The sequence below is a fragment of the Streptomyces sp. NPDC002055 genome (genome assembly GCF_040296705.1).
Lineage (GTDB): Bacteria > Actinomycetota > Actinomycetes > Streptomycetales > Streptomycetaceae > Streptomyces.
This window is the reverse complement of record NZ_JBEOXS010000009.1, coordinates 1-14,072: the sequence shown is the minus strand read 5'-3', so window position 1 is coordinate 14,072 and position 14,072 is coordinate 1. Positions and strand designations below refer to the sequence as shown.

Annotated in this window: 12 protein-coding genes and 1 tRNA gene; 10 read left to right on the top strand and 3 right to left on the bottom strand. The window is 70.5% G+C overall.

The annotated features are described in order from the left end of the window. Positions 1–112: 112 nt before the first annotated feature. The 4 genes from ABT112_RS07330 (at position 113) to ABT112_RS07315 (ending at position 3,018) form a co-directional block, all read left to right on the top strand. Positions 113–355, top strand: coding sequence for a DUF3311 domain-containing protein (locus ABT112_RS07330; protein ID WP_502975269.1), 243 nt, complete (start codon positions 113–115; stop codon positions 353–355). A gap of 190 nt (positions 356–545) precedes the next feature. After that, the gene (locus ABT112_RS07325) at positions 546–2,108 is read left to right on the top strand and encodes a sodium:solute symporter family protein (RefSeq protein WP_351506550.1); all 1,563 of its coding nucleotides are present in this window, start codon (positions 546–548) and stop codon (positions 2,106–2,108) included. After that, the gene (locus ABT112_RS07320; protein WP_351506549.1) at positions 2,105–2,719 is read left to right on the top strand and encodes an RNA polymerase sigma factor; all 615 of its coding nucleotides are present in this window, start codon (positions 2,105–2,107) and stop codon (positions 2,717–2,719) included. The genes ABT112_RS07325 and ABT112_RS07320 overlap by 4 nt, the downstream gene beginning before the upstream one ends. Beyond that, positions 2,716–3,018, top strand: a complete 303-nt coding sequence (locus ABT112_RS07315; RefSeq protein WP_351506547.1) for a hypothetical protein — start codon at positions 2,716–2,718, stop codon at positions 3,016–3,018. The genes ABT112_RS07320 and ABT112_RS07315 overlap by 4 nt, the downstream gene beginning before the upstream one ends. A 504-nt stretch (positions 3,019–3,522) precedes the next feature. On the opposite strand, the gene ABT112_RS07310 is transcribed toward ABT112_RS07315, so the two are convergent. Then, positions 3,523–3,609 (bottom strand) — tRNA-Leu (locus ABT112_RS07310). A gap of 363 nt (positions 3,610–3,972) precedes the next feature. Here ABT112_RS07310 and ABT112_RS07305 point away from each other — a divergent pair. From ABT112_RS07305 to pknB, 6 genes are all read left to right on the top strand, one after another. Then, on the top strand, positions 3,973–4,806 hold the full coding sequence (locus ABT112_RS07305; protein ID WP_351506545.1) for an FHA domain-containing protein: 834 nt from the start codon (positions 3,973–3,975) through the stop codon (positions 4,804–4,806). A gap of 10 nt (positions 4,807–4,816) precedes the next feature. Beyond that, positions 4,817–5,353 (top strand): FHA domain-containing protein FhaB/FipA, encoded by a 537-nt coding sequence (locus tag ABT112_RS07300; protein ID WP_351506543.1) that lies wholly within the window; start codon positions 4,817–4,819, stop codon positions 5,351–5,353. 120 nt (positions 5,354–5,473) lie between these two features. After that, on the top strand, positions 5,474–7,039 hold the full coding sequence (locus tag ABT112_RS07295; protein WP_351506541.1) for a PP2C family protein-serine/threonine phosphatase: 1,566 nt from the start codon (positions 5,474–5,476) through the stop codon (positions 7,037–7,039). 21 nt (positions 7,040–7,060) lie between these two features. Then, entirely contained in the window at positions 7,061–8,458 is a 1,398-nt protein-coding gene (locus tag ABT112_RS07290) for an FtsW/RodA/SpoVE family cell cycle protein (protein WP_351506539.1), read from the top strand. Next, a complete protein-coding gene (locus ABT112_RS07285; RefSeq protein WP_351506537.1) occupies positions 8,455–9,915 on the top strand; it encodes a peptidoglycan D,D-transpeptidase FtsI family protein in 1,461 nt (486 codons plus the stop codon). Before ABT112_RS07290 ends, ABT112_RS07285 begins: the two co-directional genes overlap by 4 nt. A gap of 167 nt (positions 9,916–10,082) precedes the next feature. Next, entirely contained in the window at positions 10,083–12,068 is a 1,986-nt protein-coding gene (gene pknB / locus ABT112_RS07280) for a Stk1 family PASTA domain-containing Ser/Thr kinase (protein WP_351506535.1), read from the top strand. A 325-nt stretch (positions 12,069–12,393) separates the two neighbouring features. Here pknB and ABT112_RS07275 read toward each other — a convergent pair whose 3' ends face one another. Continuing rightward, positions 12,394–13,116: a class E sortase gene (locus tag ABT112_RS07275; RefSeq protein WP_351506533.1), complete on the bottom strand. Its 723-nt coding sequence runs from the start codon at positions 13,114–13,116 to the stop codon at positions 12,394–12,396. A gap of 129 nt (positions 13,117–13,245) precedes the next feature. Then, positions 13,246–14,072, bottom strand: an 827-nt coding sequence (locus ABT112_RS07270; protein ID WP_351506531.1) for a class E sortase, incomplete at its 5' end; no start/stop codon positions are given.

The following is a 14,072-nucleotide window of genomic DNA, read 5'->3' as shown; positions in this document are numbered from 1 at the left end:
CAACGCCGCCAACTGACCAACAATGTCGGGGTTCTAACTGAATTTGCCGTCAACCGAGCGTTGAGCAACGGCAACTCTTGCACATACCGACAGGAATGAGGAGAGTCGTCGGGTGAGACCGCTGGGATCCCCGCACGGGCAACGGCCGCGGCCCTGGCGCCGGCCGGTGGCCGGCTGCTGCCTGCTCGTCCCGATCGTCGCGCTGTCCTGGGTCCCCTGGTACGCCCAGGACCGGCCCCGGCTGGCCGGCGTGCCGTTCTTCTACTGGTACCAGCTCGCCTGGATCCCGGGCTGCGTCCTGGCCATGCTCGCCGCGCACCTGCTCACCCGGCACCCGCCGCGCCGCCGCCGGTGACCACCGCCCCGCCGCCCGGCTCCGGGTGAGCGGCACGGCACCGGCACCGGACCGCGCCGCCCACCCCCGGGCCCGGACCGCGGTCCGCGGACACGGCGCGGCTTTCCGTCCACCGCCCTGTCCTCGAACGGCCACGCTCGCGCAACTCACTAGCAACGGGGGCAGGTAGGAACCGGGGGGACGGTGAGGAATGCCTGAACAGGCCATGCACGTGGCCTTGGGGGTGGTGGTCGGCGGGGCGTCGTTGCTGGCGGTGGCGGGCCACCGGTTCCACCGCAGCGACACGCTGCCCTCGCTGGAGGGCTGGGCGCTGGCCGGCCGGACGCTCGGACCGGGCTGGACCTGGCTGCTGCTGGGCGGCACCGTCTTCACCGCCTACACCTTCACCGCCGTCCCCGGCCTGGTGTACGGCAGCGGTGCCGCGGGCTTCTTCGCCCTGCCCTACACCGTCATCGTCTGCCCGCTGGCCTTCGTCCTGCTGCCCCGGCTGTGGACGCTGGCCCGCAGCCACGGCTATGTGACGGTGGCCGATCTGGTCCGCGGACGCTACGGCTCGCCGCCGCTGGCCCTGGCGGTCGCCGTCACCGGAATCCTGGCGACCCTGCCGTACCTCGCCCTGCAACTGCTGGGCATCCGCGCCGTGCTGACCGTCGCCGGGCTGTACCCGCACGGCACGGTCGGCGACCTGGCGATGATCACGCTGTTCGCCGTGCCGGCCGCGGCGACCCACTGCCACGGACTGCGTGCCCCCACGCTGGTCTCGGCGCTGAAGGCCCTGGTCGTCTTCGGCTCCGCCGGCACCGCGATCGCCCTCGCCCTGGGGCGGCTGGGCGGGCCCGGCGCGCTGTTCGCGGCGGCGTCCCGGCAGCTGTCCGGAACGGGCGCCCCCGGCGCCTCCCTGACCCTCGCCCCGCACCAGCAGGGCGCGTTCGTCACCCTGGCGCTCGGCTCCGCCCTGGCCCTGCTGATGTACCCGCATGTGCTCACCGCCGGGTTCGCCGCGTCGGGGCCGGACACCCTGCGCCGGGCGGCCATCGGCCTGCCCGCCTGGACCGGGGTGCTCGGACTGTTCGGCCTGCTCGGCATCGCGGCGCTCGCCGCCGGGATCCGGACGCCTCCCGGCCGCGCCGAGGCGGCCGTCCCGCTGCTGGTGGACGTGCTGATGCCCGCCGCTCCGGCGGGGCTCGTCCTGGGCGCCCTCACCGTGGGCGCCCTCGTCCCCGCGGCGGTGATGTCCATCGCCACCGCGTCGCTGTTCGTCCGCAACGTCTACGTCGAGTACCTCCGGCCCACCGCCACGCCCAAGCGCCAGTTACGGATCGCCCGGCGGGTGTCGCTGGTCGCGACGGCGGGCGCGGTCGCGTTCGTCCTCGGCCTCCGCAACCAGGACGCCGTCAATCTCCAACTGCTCGGCGGCGTCTGGATCCTGCAGATCTGCCCCGCCGTGATCGGCGGCCTGTTCACCCGGCGTCTGCACCAACGGGCCCTGCTCGCCGGCTGGGCCACCGGCATGGCGGCCGGCACGGTCACGGTCGCCACCCGGGGCTTCTCCTCCGTCATGCCCTTCCCCCTCGGCGGCCACGACCTGGAGGTCTCCACCGGCCTCGTCGCCCTGTCCCTCAATCTCGCGGTCGCCGTGGTCCTCACCACCGTGCTCGACCGCCTTGGTACGCCGCGCGGTGCCGACACCACCGCGCCACCGCCACGCCTGGCTCTCAGGCGCCGCCCCGAGAGAGGAACGAGCAGCACATGAAACGGACTCGCCAGGATGTGCTCCCCCCGCTGCCGCAGGCCGCCGCGGGAATCGCGCCCGAGGGGGACGGCACGCCGCTGAACGCCGGTGGGCCCCCGGTCGACCCGGTCGAGCTGGAACGCGAGGCCGGCCTCTCCCGGCTGTTCGACCTCCACTACACCTCGATGCTCCGGCTCGCGACGCTGCTCGGCGCCGACGACCCGGAGAACATCGTGGCCGAGGCGTACTACCAGATCTATCGAAAGTGGCGGAAACTGCGCGACTCGCGTTCCGCGGAGGCCTATCTCCGCTCCGTCGTGTGCAACCTGACCCGGATGCGCATCCGGCATCTGCAGGTCGCCCGGAAGCACGTGGAGGCACCCGTCACCACCCTGGCCTCGTCCGTCGCGTCCGCGGAGACCTCCGCGCTGCTCCGCGACGACCAACGGGTCCTGGTCGCCGCCCTGCAGAAGCTTCCACTCCGGCAGCGCGAGGCACTGGTGCTGCGCCACTGGCTCGGGCTGAAGGAAATGGAGATCGCGGAAGCGATGGGCATATCGTGCGGTTCGGTCAAGACGCACACCGCACGGGGGATCGCCGCCCTCACCCAGGCGATGGAGGCCCGACGATGAGCAGCTCCCCCACGCCGGCGCCGCCCCCCGGCACCGAACGGCAGCTGCGGGAGGCCCTCGAGGCACTCGTCGGGGACGTCCACGCCGCCCCGGGCGCCTACCGTGCCGCGCGCGGCGACTGGCTGCGCCGGGAGCGGCGCCGCCGCATGGTGCTGGCCGCGCTGGTCACCGTGCTCTTCACCCTGGCCACCCTGATCGGCCTCTGGGTGCTCAACCAGGTGCCCGCCGAGCCCGGCGTCATCTTCGACGACACCCCCGGCGGACAGCACCGGCCGGTGGACCGCACCGGCACCCCCTGAGAGCCCTCTGCACGCCGGCACCGCCGCGCAGGCGCCGCCAGGCCGTCCCGCCCCGCAGACGGCCGCCCGGGCGCCACCGGGGACCGCACCGGCCCGTCTCGGCAACCGGCCCCGGGGAAGGGCCGTCGCGCCGCCGGGAGCCGCGGCAGGCACCCTCGCCGGGCCATCCCGGCCCCGCAGCCCGGCACACGCCTCGCAGCAGCCTCTGAACGGCGCTGCGCCGACTCGGCGGGACCGCGGCACCCCACGGCCCCGGTCAGGCCCTCGACACCCCGGGAACGGCTGCCCGAGGGCAGGCCCGCGGGCCGGACACCGTCCGGGGCCGCCGCTGCCCCACGCGGACCCCACACAGGATCAGCAAAAGAAGACGGATCCCCGCACCACGGACACCTCGTACCGGTGACCACGAGTCCGCGGAGCGTCACCCAGCGCGAGGGCCTACCGGCACAACGAAGCGGACCCCTCCGGGTGACTATCGTCACCTCGAAGAGGTCCGCTTTCGCATGGTGCGCGAGGGGGGAGTTGAACCCCCACGCCCTTTCGGGCACTGGAACCTGAATCCAGCGCGTCTGCCTATTCCGCCACCCGCGCATGGGTGTTGCCGTTCGACTCTCCCCGCCGGAACCGGACCTTGCGGCCCGTGTCGTTGGGGTGAGCGCCTTCCGACATCCAGAAGATTAGCACGCTGCCGGGGGTGGGTTCACACACGTATTCCTCGCCCTCGGGCCGGGCACCTCGCCGGTTGCGGGACACTGTCGTGGTGGTCGCCTCTACGATCCGGTGGGGACGGCCCCACGAGCACTCCCGCGAACCGCTCCGGGCGGGCCCCTGTGAGGGGCGACACTCGACGGTGATGGCGGGAAGTGGAACCAGCTGTGTTTGCGGCTCGTGGATACGATCAGTAAGCAGTACTTGGACGACTTCAAGGAAGAGCATCAGGGAAGGAGGTGCCCCGTGGGAGTACTGAAGCGCTTCGAGCAGCGACTCGAGGGTCTCGTCAACGGCACCTTCGCCAAGGTGTTCAAGTCCGAGGTCCAGCCCGTCGAGATCGCGGGGGCACTCCAGCGGGAGTGCGACAACAACGCGACCATCTGGAACCGCGACCGGACGGTCGTCCCCAACGACTTCATTGTCGAATTGAGCACACCGGACTACGACCGGCTCAGCCCGTACTCGGGCCAGCTCGGCGACGAGCTGGCCAGCATGGTGCGCGACTACGCCAAGCAGCAGCGCTACACCTTCATGGGCTCGATCAAGGTCAACCTGGAGAAGGCCGACGACCTCGACACCGGTCTGTACCGCGTGCGGAGCCGGACGCTGGCCTCCAGTGAGTCCCAGAGCCCCGCGGGCCGGCGCCCCGCCGCCGCCCCGCATCCGGGCGGATACCCGGCGCAGCCCGCCGGCGCCCCGCCGATGCCCACCTCGCCGCCCGGCGGCCGTCCGCAGGACGGCTCCTCCACGGCGGCCCGACCGCCCGGTCCGGGCGGCGGGCCGATGCCGGGCGCCCAGATCCGGCGCTGGATCGAGATCAACGGCAACCGCCACCAGATCTCCCGGCCGACCCTGGTGCTGGGCCGCAGCACCGAGGCCGACGTCCGGATCGACGACCCCGGTGTCTCCCGCCGGCACTGCGAGATCCGGACCGGAACGCCCTCGACGATCCAGGATCTGGGGTCCACCAACGGCATCGTGGTGGACGGGCAGCACACCACCCGCGCTACGCTCCGCGACGGCTCGCGGATCGTCGTGGGCAGTACCACCATCGTTTACCGGCAAGCCGAAGGGTGAAGCGGGGGCAATGTCAGAGCTGACCCTGACGGTCATGCGGTTGGGTTTTCTCGCCGTACTGTGGCTGTTCGTCATCGTGGCCGTGCAGGTCATTCGCAGCGATCTGTTCGGAACGCGGGTGACCCAACGCGCGGGGCGCCGCAACGCCTCCGAGCAGAACCGCCAGCCGGCCTCCGGCCGCCAGCAGCAGCAACAACCGCCGCAGCAGCGCACCCAGTCCGGCGGCCGCGGTTCCGGCCGCCAGCGCCGCGGAGCACCCACCAAGCTGGTGGTCTCCGAGGGCTCGCTGACGGGCACCACGGTCTCGCTCCAGGGCCAGACCATCTCCCTCGGCCGGGCGCACGACTCGACGATCGTGCTGGACGACGACTACGCGTCCAGCAGGCATGCCAGGATCTACCCGGACCGTGACGGCCAGTGGATCGTCGAGGACCTCGGGTCCACCAACGGCACGTACCTCGACCGGACCCGACTCACCACCCCGACCCCGATTCCGCTGGGCGCGCCGATCCGCATCGGCAAGACCGTCATCGAGCTGCGGAAGTAGTACGACCATGAGCGAGCGGAGCGAGCGAGCCGTGGCCTCGTTGTCAACAGGCCTCGGCAGGCTCCCGACCGGAGGGTGGGCACCGTGCGGATGTACCCGGAGCCGACGGGCGAGGTGCGCATGAGTCTGTCACTGCGCTTCGCCGCCGGATCGCACAAAGGCATGATCCGCGAGGGCAACGAGGACTCCGGCTACGCCGGTCCCCGCCTCCTCGCCATCGCCGACGGGATGGGAGGCCAGGCCGCCGGCGAGGTCGCCAGCTCCGAGGTCATCTCCACGCTGGTCCAGCTCGACGACGACGTCCCGGGCTCCGACATCCTGACGTCCCTCGGTACGGCCGTGCAGCGGGCCAACGACCAGCTGCGCGTCATGGTCGAGGAGGACCCCCAGCTCGAGGGCATGGGCACCACGCTCACCGCCCTGCTGTGGACCGGACAGCGGCTCGGCCTGGTGCACGTCGGCGACTCCCGCGCCTATCTGCTGCGGGACGGCGTGCTCACCCAGATCACCCAGGACCACACCTGGGTGCAGCGGCTGGTCGACGAGGGCCGGATCACCGAGGAGGAGGCCACCACGCATCCGCAGCGTTCGCTGCTGATGCGGGCGCTGGGCAGCGGCGACCACGTCGAGCCCGACCTCTCGATCCGCGAGGTCCGCGCCGGTGACCGGTATCTCATCTGCTCCGACGGCCTCTCAGGCGTCGTCAGCCACGAGACGCTCGAGGACACCCTCGCCGGGTACCAGGGCCCGCACGAGACCGTGCAGGACCTGATCCAGCTCGCGCTGCGCGGCGGCGGCCCCGACAACATCACCTGCATCGTCGCCGACGTCTTCGACGTGGACGACGGCGACACCCTCACCGGGCAGCTCAACGACACCCCCGTCGTGGTGGGCGCGGTCGCCGAGAACCAGCACCAGCTCGGCGACGGCGGCGCCATGGAGACCCCGGCCGGCCGCGCGGCCGAACTGGGCCGCGGCGTACCGCCGCAGAGCCCCTCGGGCGCGGGGGGCTTCGGTCCGCCCGGCAGCGGTGACATCGCCGATCTCTCCACCGGCGGCTACGGCGCGTACACCGACGAGGACTTCACCAAGCCCCGCCGGCGCGGCCGGTGGCTGAAGCGCTCGCTGATCATCACGCTGGCGCTCGGCGCCCTCGGCGGCGCGCTGTACGGCGGCTACACCTGGACCCAGACCCAGTACTACGTGGGCACCAAGGGCGAGCACATCGCGCTGTACCAGGGCATCAGCCAGGATCTGGCCTGGATCAGCCTCAACGAGGTCCATGAGGACCACCCCGAGATCGAACTCAAGTACCTCCCCGCCTACCAGCGGAACCAGGTCAAGGAGACGATCGCGGTGGGCAGCCTCGACCAGGCCAAGGGCAAGGTCTCGGAGCTGAACAAGCAGGCCTCGGCGTGCCAGAAGAGCTCCGAGCGGGCCGAGAACGCCCGCAAGCAGGCCGAGGAGCGCCGCAAGGCCGAGGAACGGCAGTCCAAGCCCGGCAGCAGCCCGAGCAGCAGCCCGAGCGCCAGTGCCTCGGGCAGCAGTGCCTCGGGCAGCAATGTCTCGACCCGCAGTACGACCGAAACGACCCGCCCGTCCAGCAGCGCCACTCCGTCGCCCGGCCCCAGCTTGTCGGAGGAAGAGAAGCAGCTGGCCAAGCAGTGCGATAGCACCCAGCAGTAGCCGTAGGGGGCCATCCGGACCATGACCAGCACCACGAACACGACCACGATCAGCTCCGTTGGAGCGCCGAGCCGTCGCAACACCGAGCTCGCGCTCCTCGTCTTCGCGATCCTGATCCCGGTCTTCGCCTATGCCAACGTCGGCCTGGCCAAGGACGGCACCATGCCGACCGGCATGCTCGGCTACGGCGTCGGGCTCGGCCTCCTCGCGGGCGTCGCGCACCTGATGGTGCGCAAGTTCGCCCCGTACGCCGACCCGCTGATGCTGCCCATCGCCACCCTGCTCAACGGCCTGGGTCTGGTCCTCATCTGGCGGCTCGACCTGGAGCCGTCCATCAGCACACCGACGCTCGGCGGCGCCATGGCGCCGGGCCAGCTGATGTGGTCCACCCTCGGTGTCGCGCTCTTCCTCGGGGTGCTGGTCTTCCTGAAGGACCACCGCGTCCTGCAGCGCTACACCTACATCTCCATGGTCGTGGCGCTGGTCCTGCTGATCCTCCCGATGTTCTTCCCGGCCCGGTTCGGCGCACGCATCTGGATCACCATTCCCGGTGTCGGCTCGCTCCAGCCCGGTGAGTTCGCGAAGATCGTCATCGCGGTCTTCTTCGCCGGCTACCTGATGGTGAAGCGGGACGCGCTGGCGCTGGCCAGCCGCCGGTTCATGGGCCTCTACCTGCCGCGCGGCCGTGACCTCGGCCCGATTCTGGTGATCTGGGCCCTCAGCCTGCTGATCCTGGTCTTCGAGACCGACCTCGGCACCTCGCTGCTGTTCTTCGGCCTCTTCGTGATCATGCTGTACGTGGCGACCGAACGCACCAGCTGGGTCGTCTTCGGCCTCACGCTCAGTGGAGCCGGCGCCGTCGCCGTGGCCTCCTTCGCGGGCCACGTCCAGCGCCGTGTCGACGACTGGCTGGACCCGCTGCGGCTGGTCAACGGCGGTGTCACCGAGACCGCCCAGGCGATGTACTCCTTCGGCTCCGGCGGCATCTTCGGTTCCGGCCTCGGCCAGGGCTACTCCCGTCTCATCGGCGGCATCGCCCCCAAGAGCGACTACATCCTCGCCACCGTCGGCGAGGAGCTCGGCCTCACCGGCCTGATGGCGATCCTGGTGCTGTACGGCCTGCTCATCGAGCGCGGCGTGCGCACCGCCCTGGCCGCGCGTGACCCGTTCGGCAAGCTGCTGGCCGTCGGCCTCTCCGGCGCGTTCGCCCTCCAGGTCTTCGTCGTCGCGGGCGGCGTGACCGGGCTCATCCCGCTGACCGGTATGACCATGCCCTTCCTCGCGCAGGGTGGCTCGTCCGTCATCGCCAACTGGGCCCTCGTCGCCGTTCTGCTGCGCATCAGCGACACCGCGCGCCGGCCGGCCCCGGCCCCTGCTCCGTCCACCGACGCCGAGATGACCCAGGTGGTCCGACCGTGAACAAGCCTCTACGCCGGGTCGCCATCTTCTGCGGCCTGCTCGTCCTCGCCCTGCTGGTCCGGGTGAACTGGGTCCAGTTCGTCCAGGCCGAGGAGCTCTCCACCGACTCCAACAACCGCCGGGTGGCCATCGGCCGCTACAGCCAGGAGCGCGGCGACATCATCGTCGACGGCAAGCCGATCACCGGCCACCGCGAGACGACCGGCAGCGACTTCAAGTTCAAGCGCACCTACAAGAACGGGCCGATGTGGGCCCCGGTCACCGGCCGTGCCTCGCAGGCCTTCGGCGCCAACCAGCTCGAGGAGCTGTACGACGGCATCCTCACCGGCGACGACGACCGGCTCTTCTTCAACCGCACGCTGGACATGATCACCGGCAAGGAGAAGAAGGGCGGGCAGGTCGTCACCACCCTCAACGCGAAGGCGCAGAAGGCCGCCTTCAAGGGGCTGGGCTCCAAGAAGGGCGCCGCGGTCGCGCTCGACCCGAAGACCGGTGCGATCCTCGCCCTGGCGAGCACCCCGAGCTACGACCCGTCGAGCTTCGCCGGCAACGGCGCGGACGACGAGAAGGCCTGGGTCAAGCTCAACAAGGACAAGGACAAGCCGATGGTCAACCGGGCGCTGCGGGAGACGTACCCGCCCGGCTCGACCTTCAAGGTCGTCACCGCCGCCGCCGCCCTGGAGAACGGCGTGGTCGACGACATCGACGCGAACACCAAGTCCCCGCTGCCGTGGCAGCTGCCGCTCAGCTCCCGGAACCTGGAGAACGAGGGGAACATCCCCTGCGAGAACGCCACGCTCCGGGACGCGCTCAGGGTCTCCTGCAACACCGTCTTCGGCAAGCTCGGTGACGACGTGGGCCGGGACAAGATGGTGGAGCAGGCCGAGAAGTTCGGCTTCAACAAGGAAGTCTTCACCCCGGTCCGCGCCGACAAGAGCGTCTACGACGACAAGATGGACCGGCCGGGCAACGCCCTGTCCTCCATCGGCCAGTTCAACACCGCCACCACCCCGCTCCAGATGGCCATGGTCGCCTCCGCGGTCGCCAACGACGGCAAGCTGATGGAGCCGTACATGGTGGACGAGCTGCGGGCGCGCAACCTCACCAAGGTCGAGCAGCACACGCCCAAGGAGATGAGCCGGCCGCTCAAGCCGGAGAACGCCCAGAAGCTCCAGGACATGATGGAGACGGTCGTCCAGGACGGCACCGGCAAGAACGCCCAGATCCCGGGGACCACCGTGGGTGGCAAGACCGGTACGGCACAGCACGGTGTGGACAACAGCGAGAAGCCGTACGCCTGGTTCATCTCGTACGCCAAGACCGACAACGGCAGCCCGGTCGCGGTGGCCGTCGTCGTCGAGGACGGCAGCGCCAACCGGGACGACATCTCGGGTGGCGGTCTGGCCGCTCCGATCGCGCGGAACATCATGGAGGCGGTCGTCAACGACGACAAGTGACCGGGATCACGGTCTGAACCGAACCGCCCACGAGACCGTACCGGTCCGGTATCAGGTAGCGGTCGTGTCCGGGACCCCCACGGCGTGCCGGGTACGGTAGGCCCGAACAGCACACTGCCGGACCCACACCGGTGCGCCGGGAAAGACGGAGAGGGCTGGAGAAAGCTATGGAAGAGCCGCGTCGCCTCGGCGGCCGGTACGAGCTGGGCTCGGTGCTCGGGCGCGGAGGCATGGCCGAGGTGTACCTCGCCCATGACACCCGCCTCGGTCGCACCGTGGCTGTGAAGACGCTGCGGGTCGACCTGGCCCGTGACCCGTCGTTCCAGGCCCGGTTCCGCCGAGAGGCCCAGTCGGCCGCATCGCTCAACCACCCGTCGATCGTCGCCGTGTACGACACCGGCGAGGACTACGTCGACGGGGTCTCGATCCCGTACATCGTCATGGAGTACGTGGACGGGTCGACTCTCCGTGAGCTGCTGCACTCCGGCAGAAAGCTGCTGCCCGAGCGGTCGCTGGAGATGACGGTGGGGATCCTCCAGGCGCTGGAGTACTCCCACCGGGCGGGCATCGTGCACCGTGACATCAAGCCGGCGAACGTCATGCTGACGCGCACCGGTCAAGTCAAGGTGATGGACTTCGGCATCGCCCGCGCCATGGGTGACTCCGGCATGACCATGACGCAGACGGCGGCCGTCATCGGCACCGCGCAGTACCTCTCGCCCGAGCAGGCCAAGGGCGAGCAGGTCGACGCGCGCTCGGACCTCTACTCCACCGGCTGTCTGCTGTACGAGCTGCTGACCGTGCGGCCGCCCTTCGTGGGCGACTCGCCGGTCGCCGTGGCGTACCAGCACGTCCGTGAGGAGCCGCAGCCGCCGAGCACCTTCGATCCGGAGATCGCTCCGGAGATGGACGCCATCGTCCTCAAGGCGCTCACCAAGGATCCCGACTACCGCTACCAGTCGGCCGACGAGATGCGGGCCGACATCGAGGCGGCTCTCGAGGGCCAGCCCGTGGCGGCCACGGCGGCCATGGGGTCGGTCGGTTACGGCGCGTACGGCGGCGACCACCCGACGACCGCCCTGCGCCCGCAGGACGGGAACGGGCAGACGTCGATGCTGCCGCCGATGCGGGACGACGACGGCGGCTTCGGCTACGACGAGCGGGGCGGCCGCCGCGGCGGTGGCAAGAAGAGCAACACCTCCACGGTGCTGCTGGTGGTCGCGGGCATACTCGTGCTGGTCGGAGCGATTTTCATCGGCCGGGAGATCTTCGCCGGCGACCGGCCGGAGGATCAGGTGGACGTACCCAACCTGGTCGGCGACTCCCTGTCCGAGGCCAAGGCGCAGGGTGAGAACGGCGGCTTCAGCGTGGTCAAGGACGGCTCGACGTCCTGCGACAACGTCAAGAAGAACCAGGTCACCAAGCAGGATCCGGAGCAGGGCGCCCAGGTCGAGAAGAAGGGGACCGTGAAGGTCACCCTGTGCTCGGGCCCCGAGCTGGTCTCCGTCCCGGACGTCGAGGACCTTCCGCTCGACGATGCCCGGAGCCGCCTCCAGCGCAAGGGCTTCGACAAGATCCTGACCAAGCAGGTCGAGTCGGACCGGACCCCGCGCACGGTGATCGAGCAGACTCCGGCGGCGGGCAGTGAGCGGGCGAAGACCGCCACGATCACGCTCTCCGTGGCCAAGGAGAAGACGAAGACCCAGGTCCCGGACGTCACCAACCAGCCCTTCGACGCGGCGAAGCAGCAGCTCGAGGGCTTGGGCTTCACGGTGCAGAAGCGGGAGACGGAGAGTGGCGACGCCGCTCCCGGCACGGTGATCTCCCAGAGCCCGGCCGGCAACAGCGAGGTGGCTCCGGACTCGACGATCACCCTGGTCGTGGCGAAGCAGGCCGAACAGTTCGCCATGCCGGACGTGACGAACCAGAAGCTCAAGGACGCCCAGAAGGCCCTGGAGGACGCCGGCCTGGTCGTGCAGTCCGCCGGCCCGGCGCAGGAGGAGGACGCCACCGTGGTCGCCTCCAACCCGGCGGCCGGTACCCAGGTCAAGAAGGGCGACCAGGTCGGCCTCGTCACCACGCCGCCCCAGGGCGGCGACGACGGCGGAGTCCTCTTCGGCGGCACGGGCGGCGGGAAGGACAAGAAGAACTGAGAGGCCGTCGCAGGGCGTGACGCCGCTGCACGGCATGACAGAGGGCCCCTGACACCCGCGAAGGTGTCAGGGGCCCTCTGTCATGCCGTCCCGGGGGCCGCCGCCGTCCACCGCAGCACCGCGGCCCGGGTCGCCGGGGGCTCTGACGGCGGCGGAGAGGCCCGTGGAGCCGTCGTGCGGGACCGGCTCTCACCGAGCGGCCCTCAGGTGCGCCTCATCGGCTCCTCAGCGGCGCCGAGTGCCGGCGGCCCTGGCCCTTGCCACTGGCCCTGTCACTGGCCCTGTCACTGCCCCGTCCCCGCCTCCGGCGCTGCCCCTGCGGGGGTCAGCTCAGTTCTTTCGGGGGCGTGCGGTCCGCGTCGACCTTCTCCGTGCGCTCCAGTTCGCCCCAGACGATGTACCGGTACTTCGACGTGAGGACCGGAGTACAGGTCGTGAGGGTGATGTAGCGGCCCGGCTTCTTCCGCCCCGACTCCTTCGGGATCCGGTCCAGGACGTCCACGTTGTACTTGGAGGTCTCCGGGAGCTTCGCGAAGACCTTGTAGACGTACCAGGTGTCGCGGGTCTCGAAGACGACCGGATCGCCCTCGTCCACCTTGTCGATGTTGTGGAACTTCGCGCCGTGGCCGTCGCGGTGGGCGGCAAGCGAGAAGTTGCCGGTCCGCTTCCAGGGCATCGCCGACTTGACCGGCTTGGTGTAGTAGCCGGCCACGCCGTGGTTGAGCTCGTCGGAACCGGTGCCCTTGGTGACGAGCACCTCACCGTTCTTCATCGCCGGTACGTGCAGGAAGCCGATGCCGTCCTTGGTGTCCAGGGGCCCGGGGCCGTCCGCCCAGCGGTCCCGGATCTGGTGGCCCTTCTCCGAGGCGTCCCGGTCGGCCAGCACATTCGTCCACCACAGCGAGTAGACGACGAACAGGGCGAGCACCAGGCCCGCCGTGATCAGCAGTTCGCCGATGACGCTGACGACGGCGGCTGTCCGCCGTCGAGGGCGCTGGGGTCGCGGTGGCTGTGCCTCGGTGTCCTCTGCGTGATGGGTCACTGCCACCGCGTCGTACTCCGTTTCGATTTTTCCGTGTGCTCTGGTGCTCGGGTGCTGCTTCGTGGGTCGTGCTTCGTGGGTGCTGGTCGGGTTCTCGGTGCTTCTCAGCGGCTCCGGGCCTGCGGAGCGCGGGGTCTAGCCGACGAGCGCGTCCGGTTTGCCCTGGCTGCGGGCCCGCTCATCGACCATCCTTCCCCAGACGATCATTCGATACGTGCTGGTGAACTCGGGCGTGCAGGTCGTCAGCGTGAGGTAGCGCCCCGGTCCGGTGAAGCCCGAACCCGGGGGAACCGGCTTGATCACATCGGTGTTGGACGGCGGCGTCTGCGGAAGGATGCTCGCCATCTCGTACGTGTAGAACGTGCGCTGCGTCTCAACGATGATCTCGTCGCCGGGGTTGAGGCGGTTGATGTACCGGAAGGGCTCACCGTGGGTGTTGCGGTGGCCCGCGACCGCGAAGTTCCCCTTCTTGTCCCAGGGCATCGCCGTCTTCAGCTGCCCGTCGGCGTAGTGGCCGACCATGCCGTGGTCGAGGACCTTGTTCTTGTCGATGCCCTCGGCGATGGGGACCTTCACGTCCAGCTTGGGGATGTACATGATCGCGAATCCCTGCCCGGGCGAGAACGCGCCGGCGCTGCGCGCGCCCTCGCCGTCCCACTCCTTCTGCAGATTGCTGGCGGCGCCGCCGGCCTCCTGCTGGGCGAGGACGTTGGTGTACCAGAGCTGGTACGTCACGAACAGCAGCATCAGCACACCGATGGTGATGAACGTCTCACCCAGGGCGCGGCTGGCGATCACGCTCGGCGGATCCTTGCGCGCTCGCGCCTGCCGCCGGGCCTCCACCCGGGAGAGCGGAGCCGAGGCGGCCGTCCCGGACGCGGCGGAGGCGGCCGGTCCGGCCGCGCGCCGTCCGTGCCCGGCCCGGCGGCGCCCGCCGCCCTGTGCGGCCTTGCGCCGGGCGG

What these genes read in the sequence shown, in the direction of transcription:
- ABT112_RS07325 (WP_351506550.1), top strand. Translation starts at nt 546, where the DNA reads ATGCCTGAACAGGCCATGCACGTGGCCTTGGGGGTGGTGGTCGGCGGG.
- ABT112_RS07320 (WP_351506549.1), top strand. Translation starts at nt 2,105, where the DNA reads ATGAAACGGACTCGCCAGGATGTGCTCCCCCCGCTGCCGCAGGCCGCC.
- ABT112_RS07315 (WP_351506547.1), top strand. Translation starts at nt 2,716, where the DNA reads ATGAGCAGCTCCCCCACGCCGGCGCCGCCCCCCGGCACCGAACGGCAG.
- ABT112_RS07300 (WP_351506543.1), top strand. Translation starts at nt 4,817, where the DNA reads ATGTCAGAGCTGACCCTGACGGTCATGCGGTTGGGTTTTCTCGCCGTA.
- ABT112_RS07295 (WP_351506541.1), top strand. Translation starts at nt 5,474, where the DNA reads ATGAGTCTGTCACTGCGCTTCGCCGCCGGATCGCACAAAGGCATGATC.
- ABT112_RS07290 (WP_351506539.1), top strand. Translation starts at nt 7,061, where the DNA reads ATGACCAGCACCACGAACACGACCACGATCAGCTCCGTTGGAGCGCCG.
- pknB (WP_351506535.1), top strand. Translation starts at nt 10,083, where the DNA reads ATGGAAGAGCCGCGTCGCCTCGGCGGCCGGTACGAGCTGGGCTCGGTG.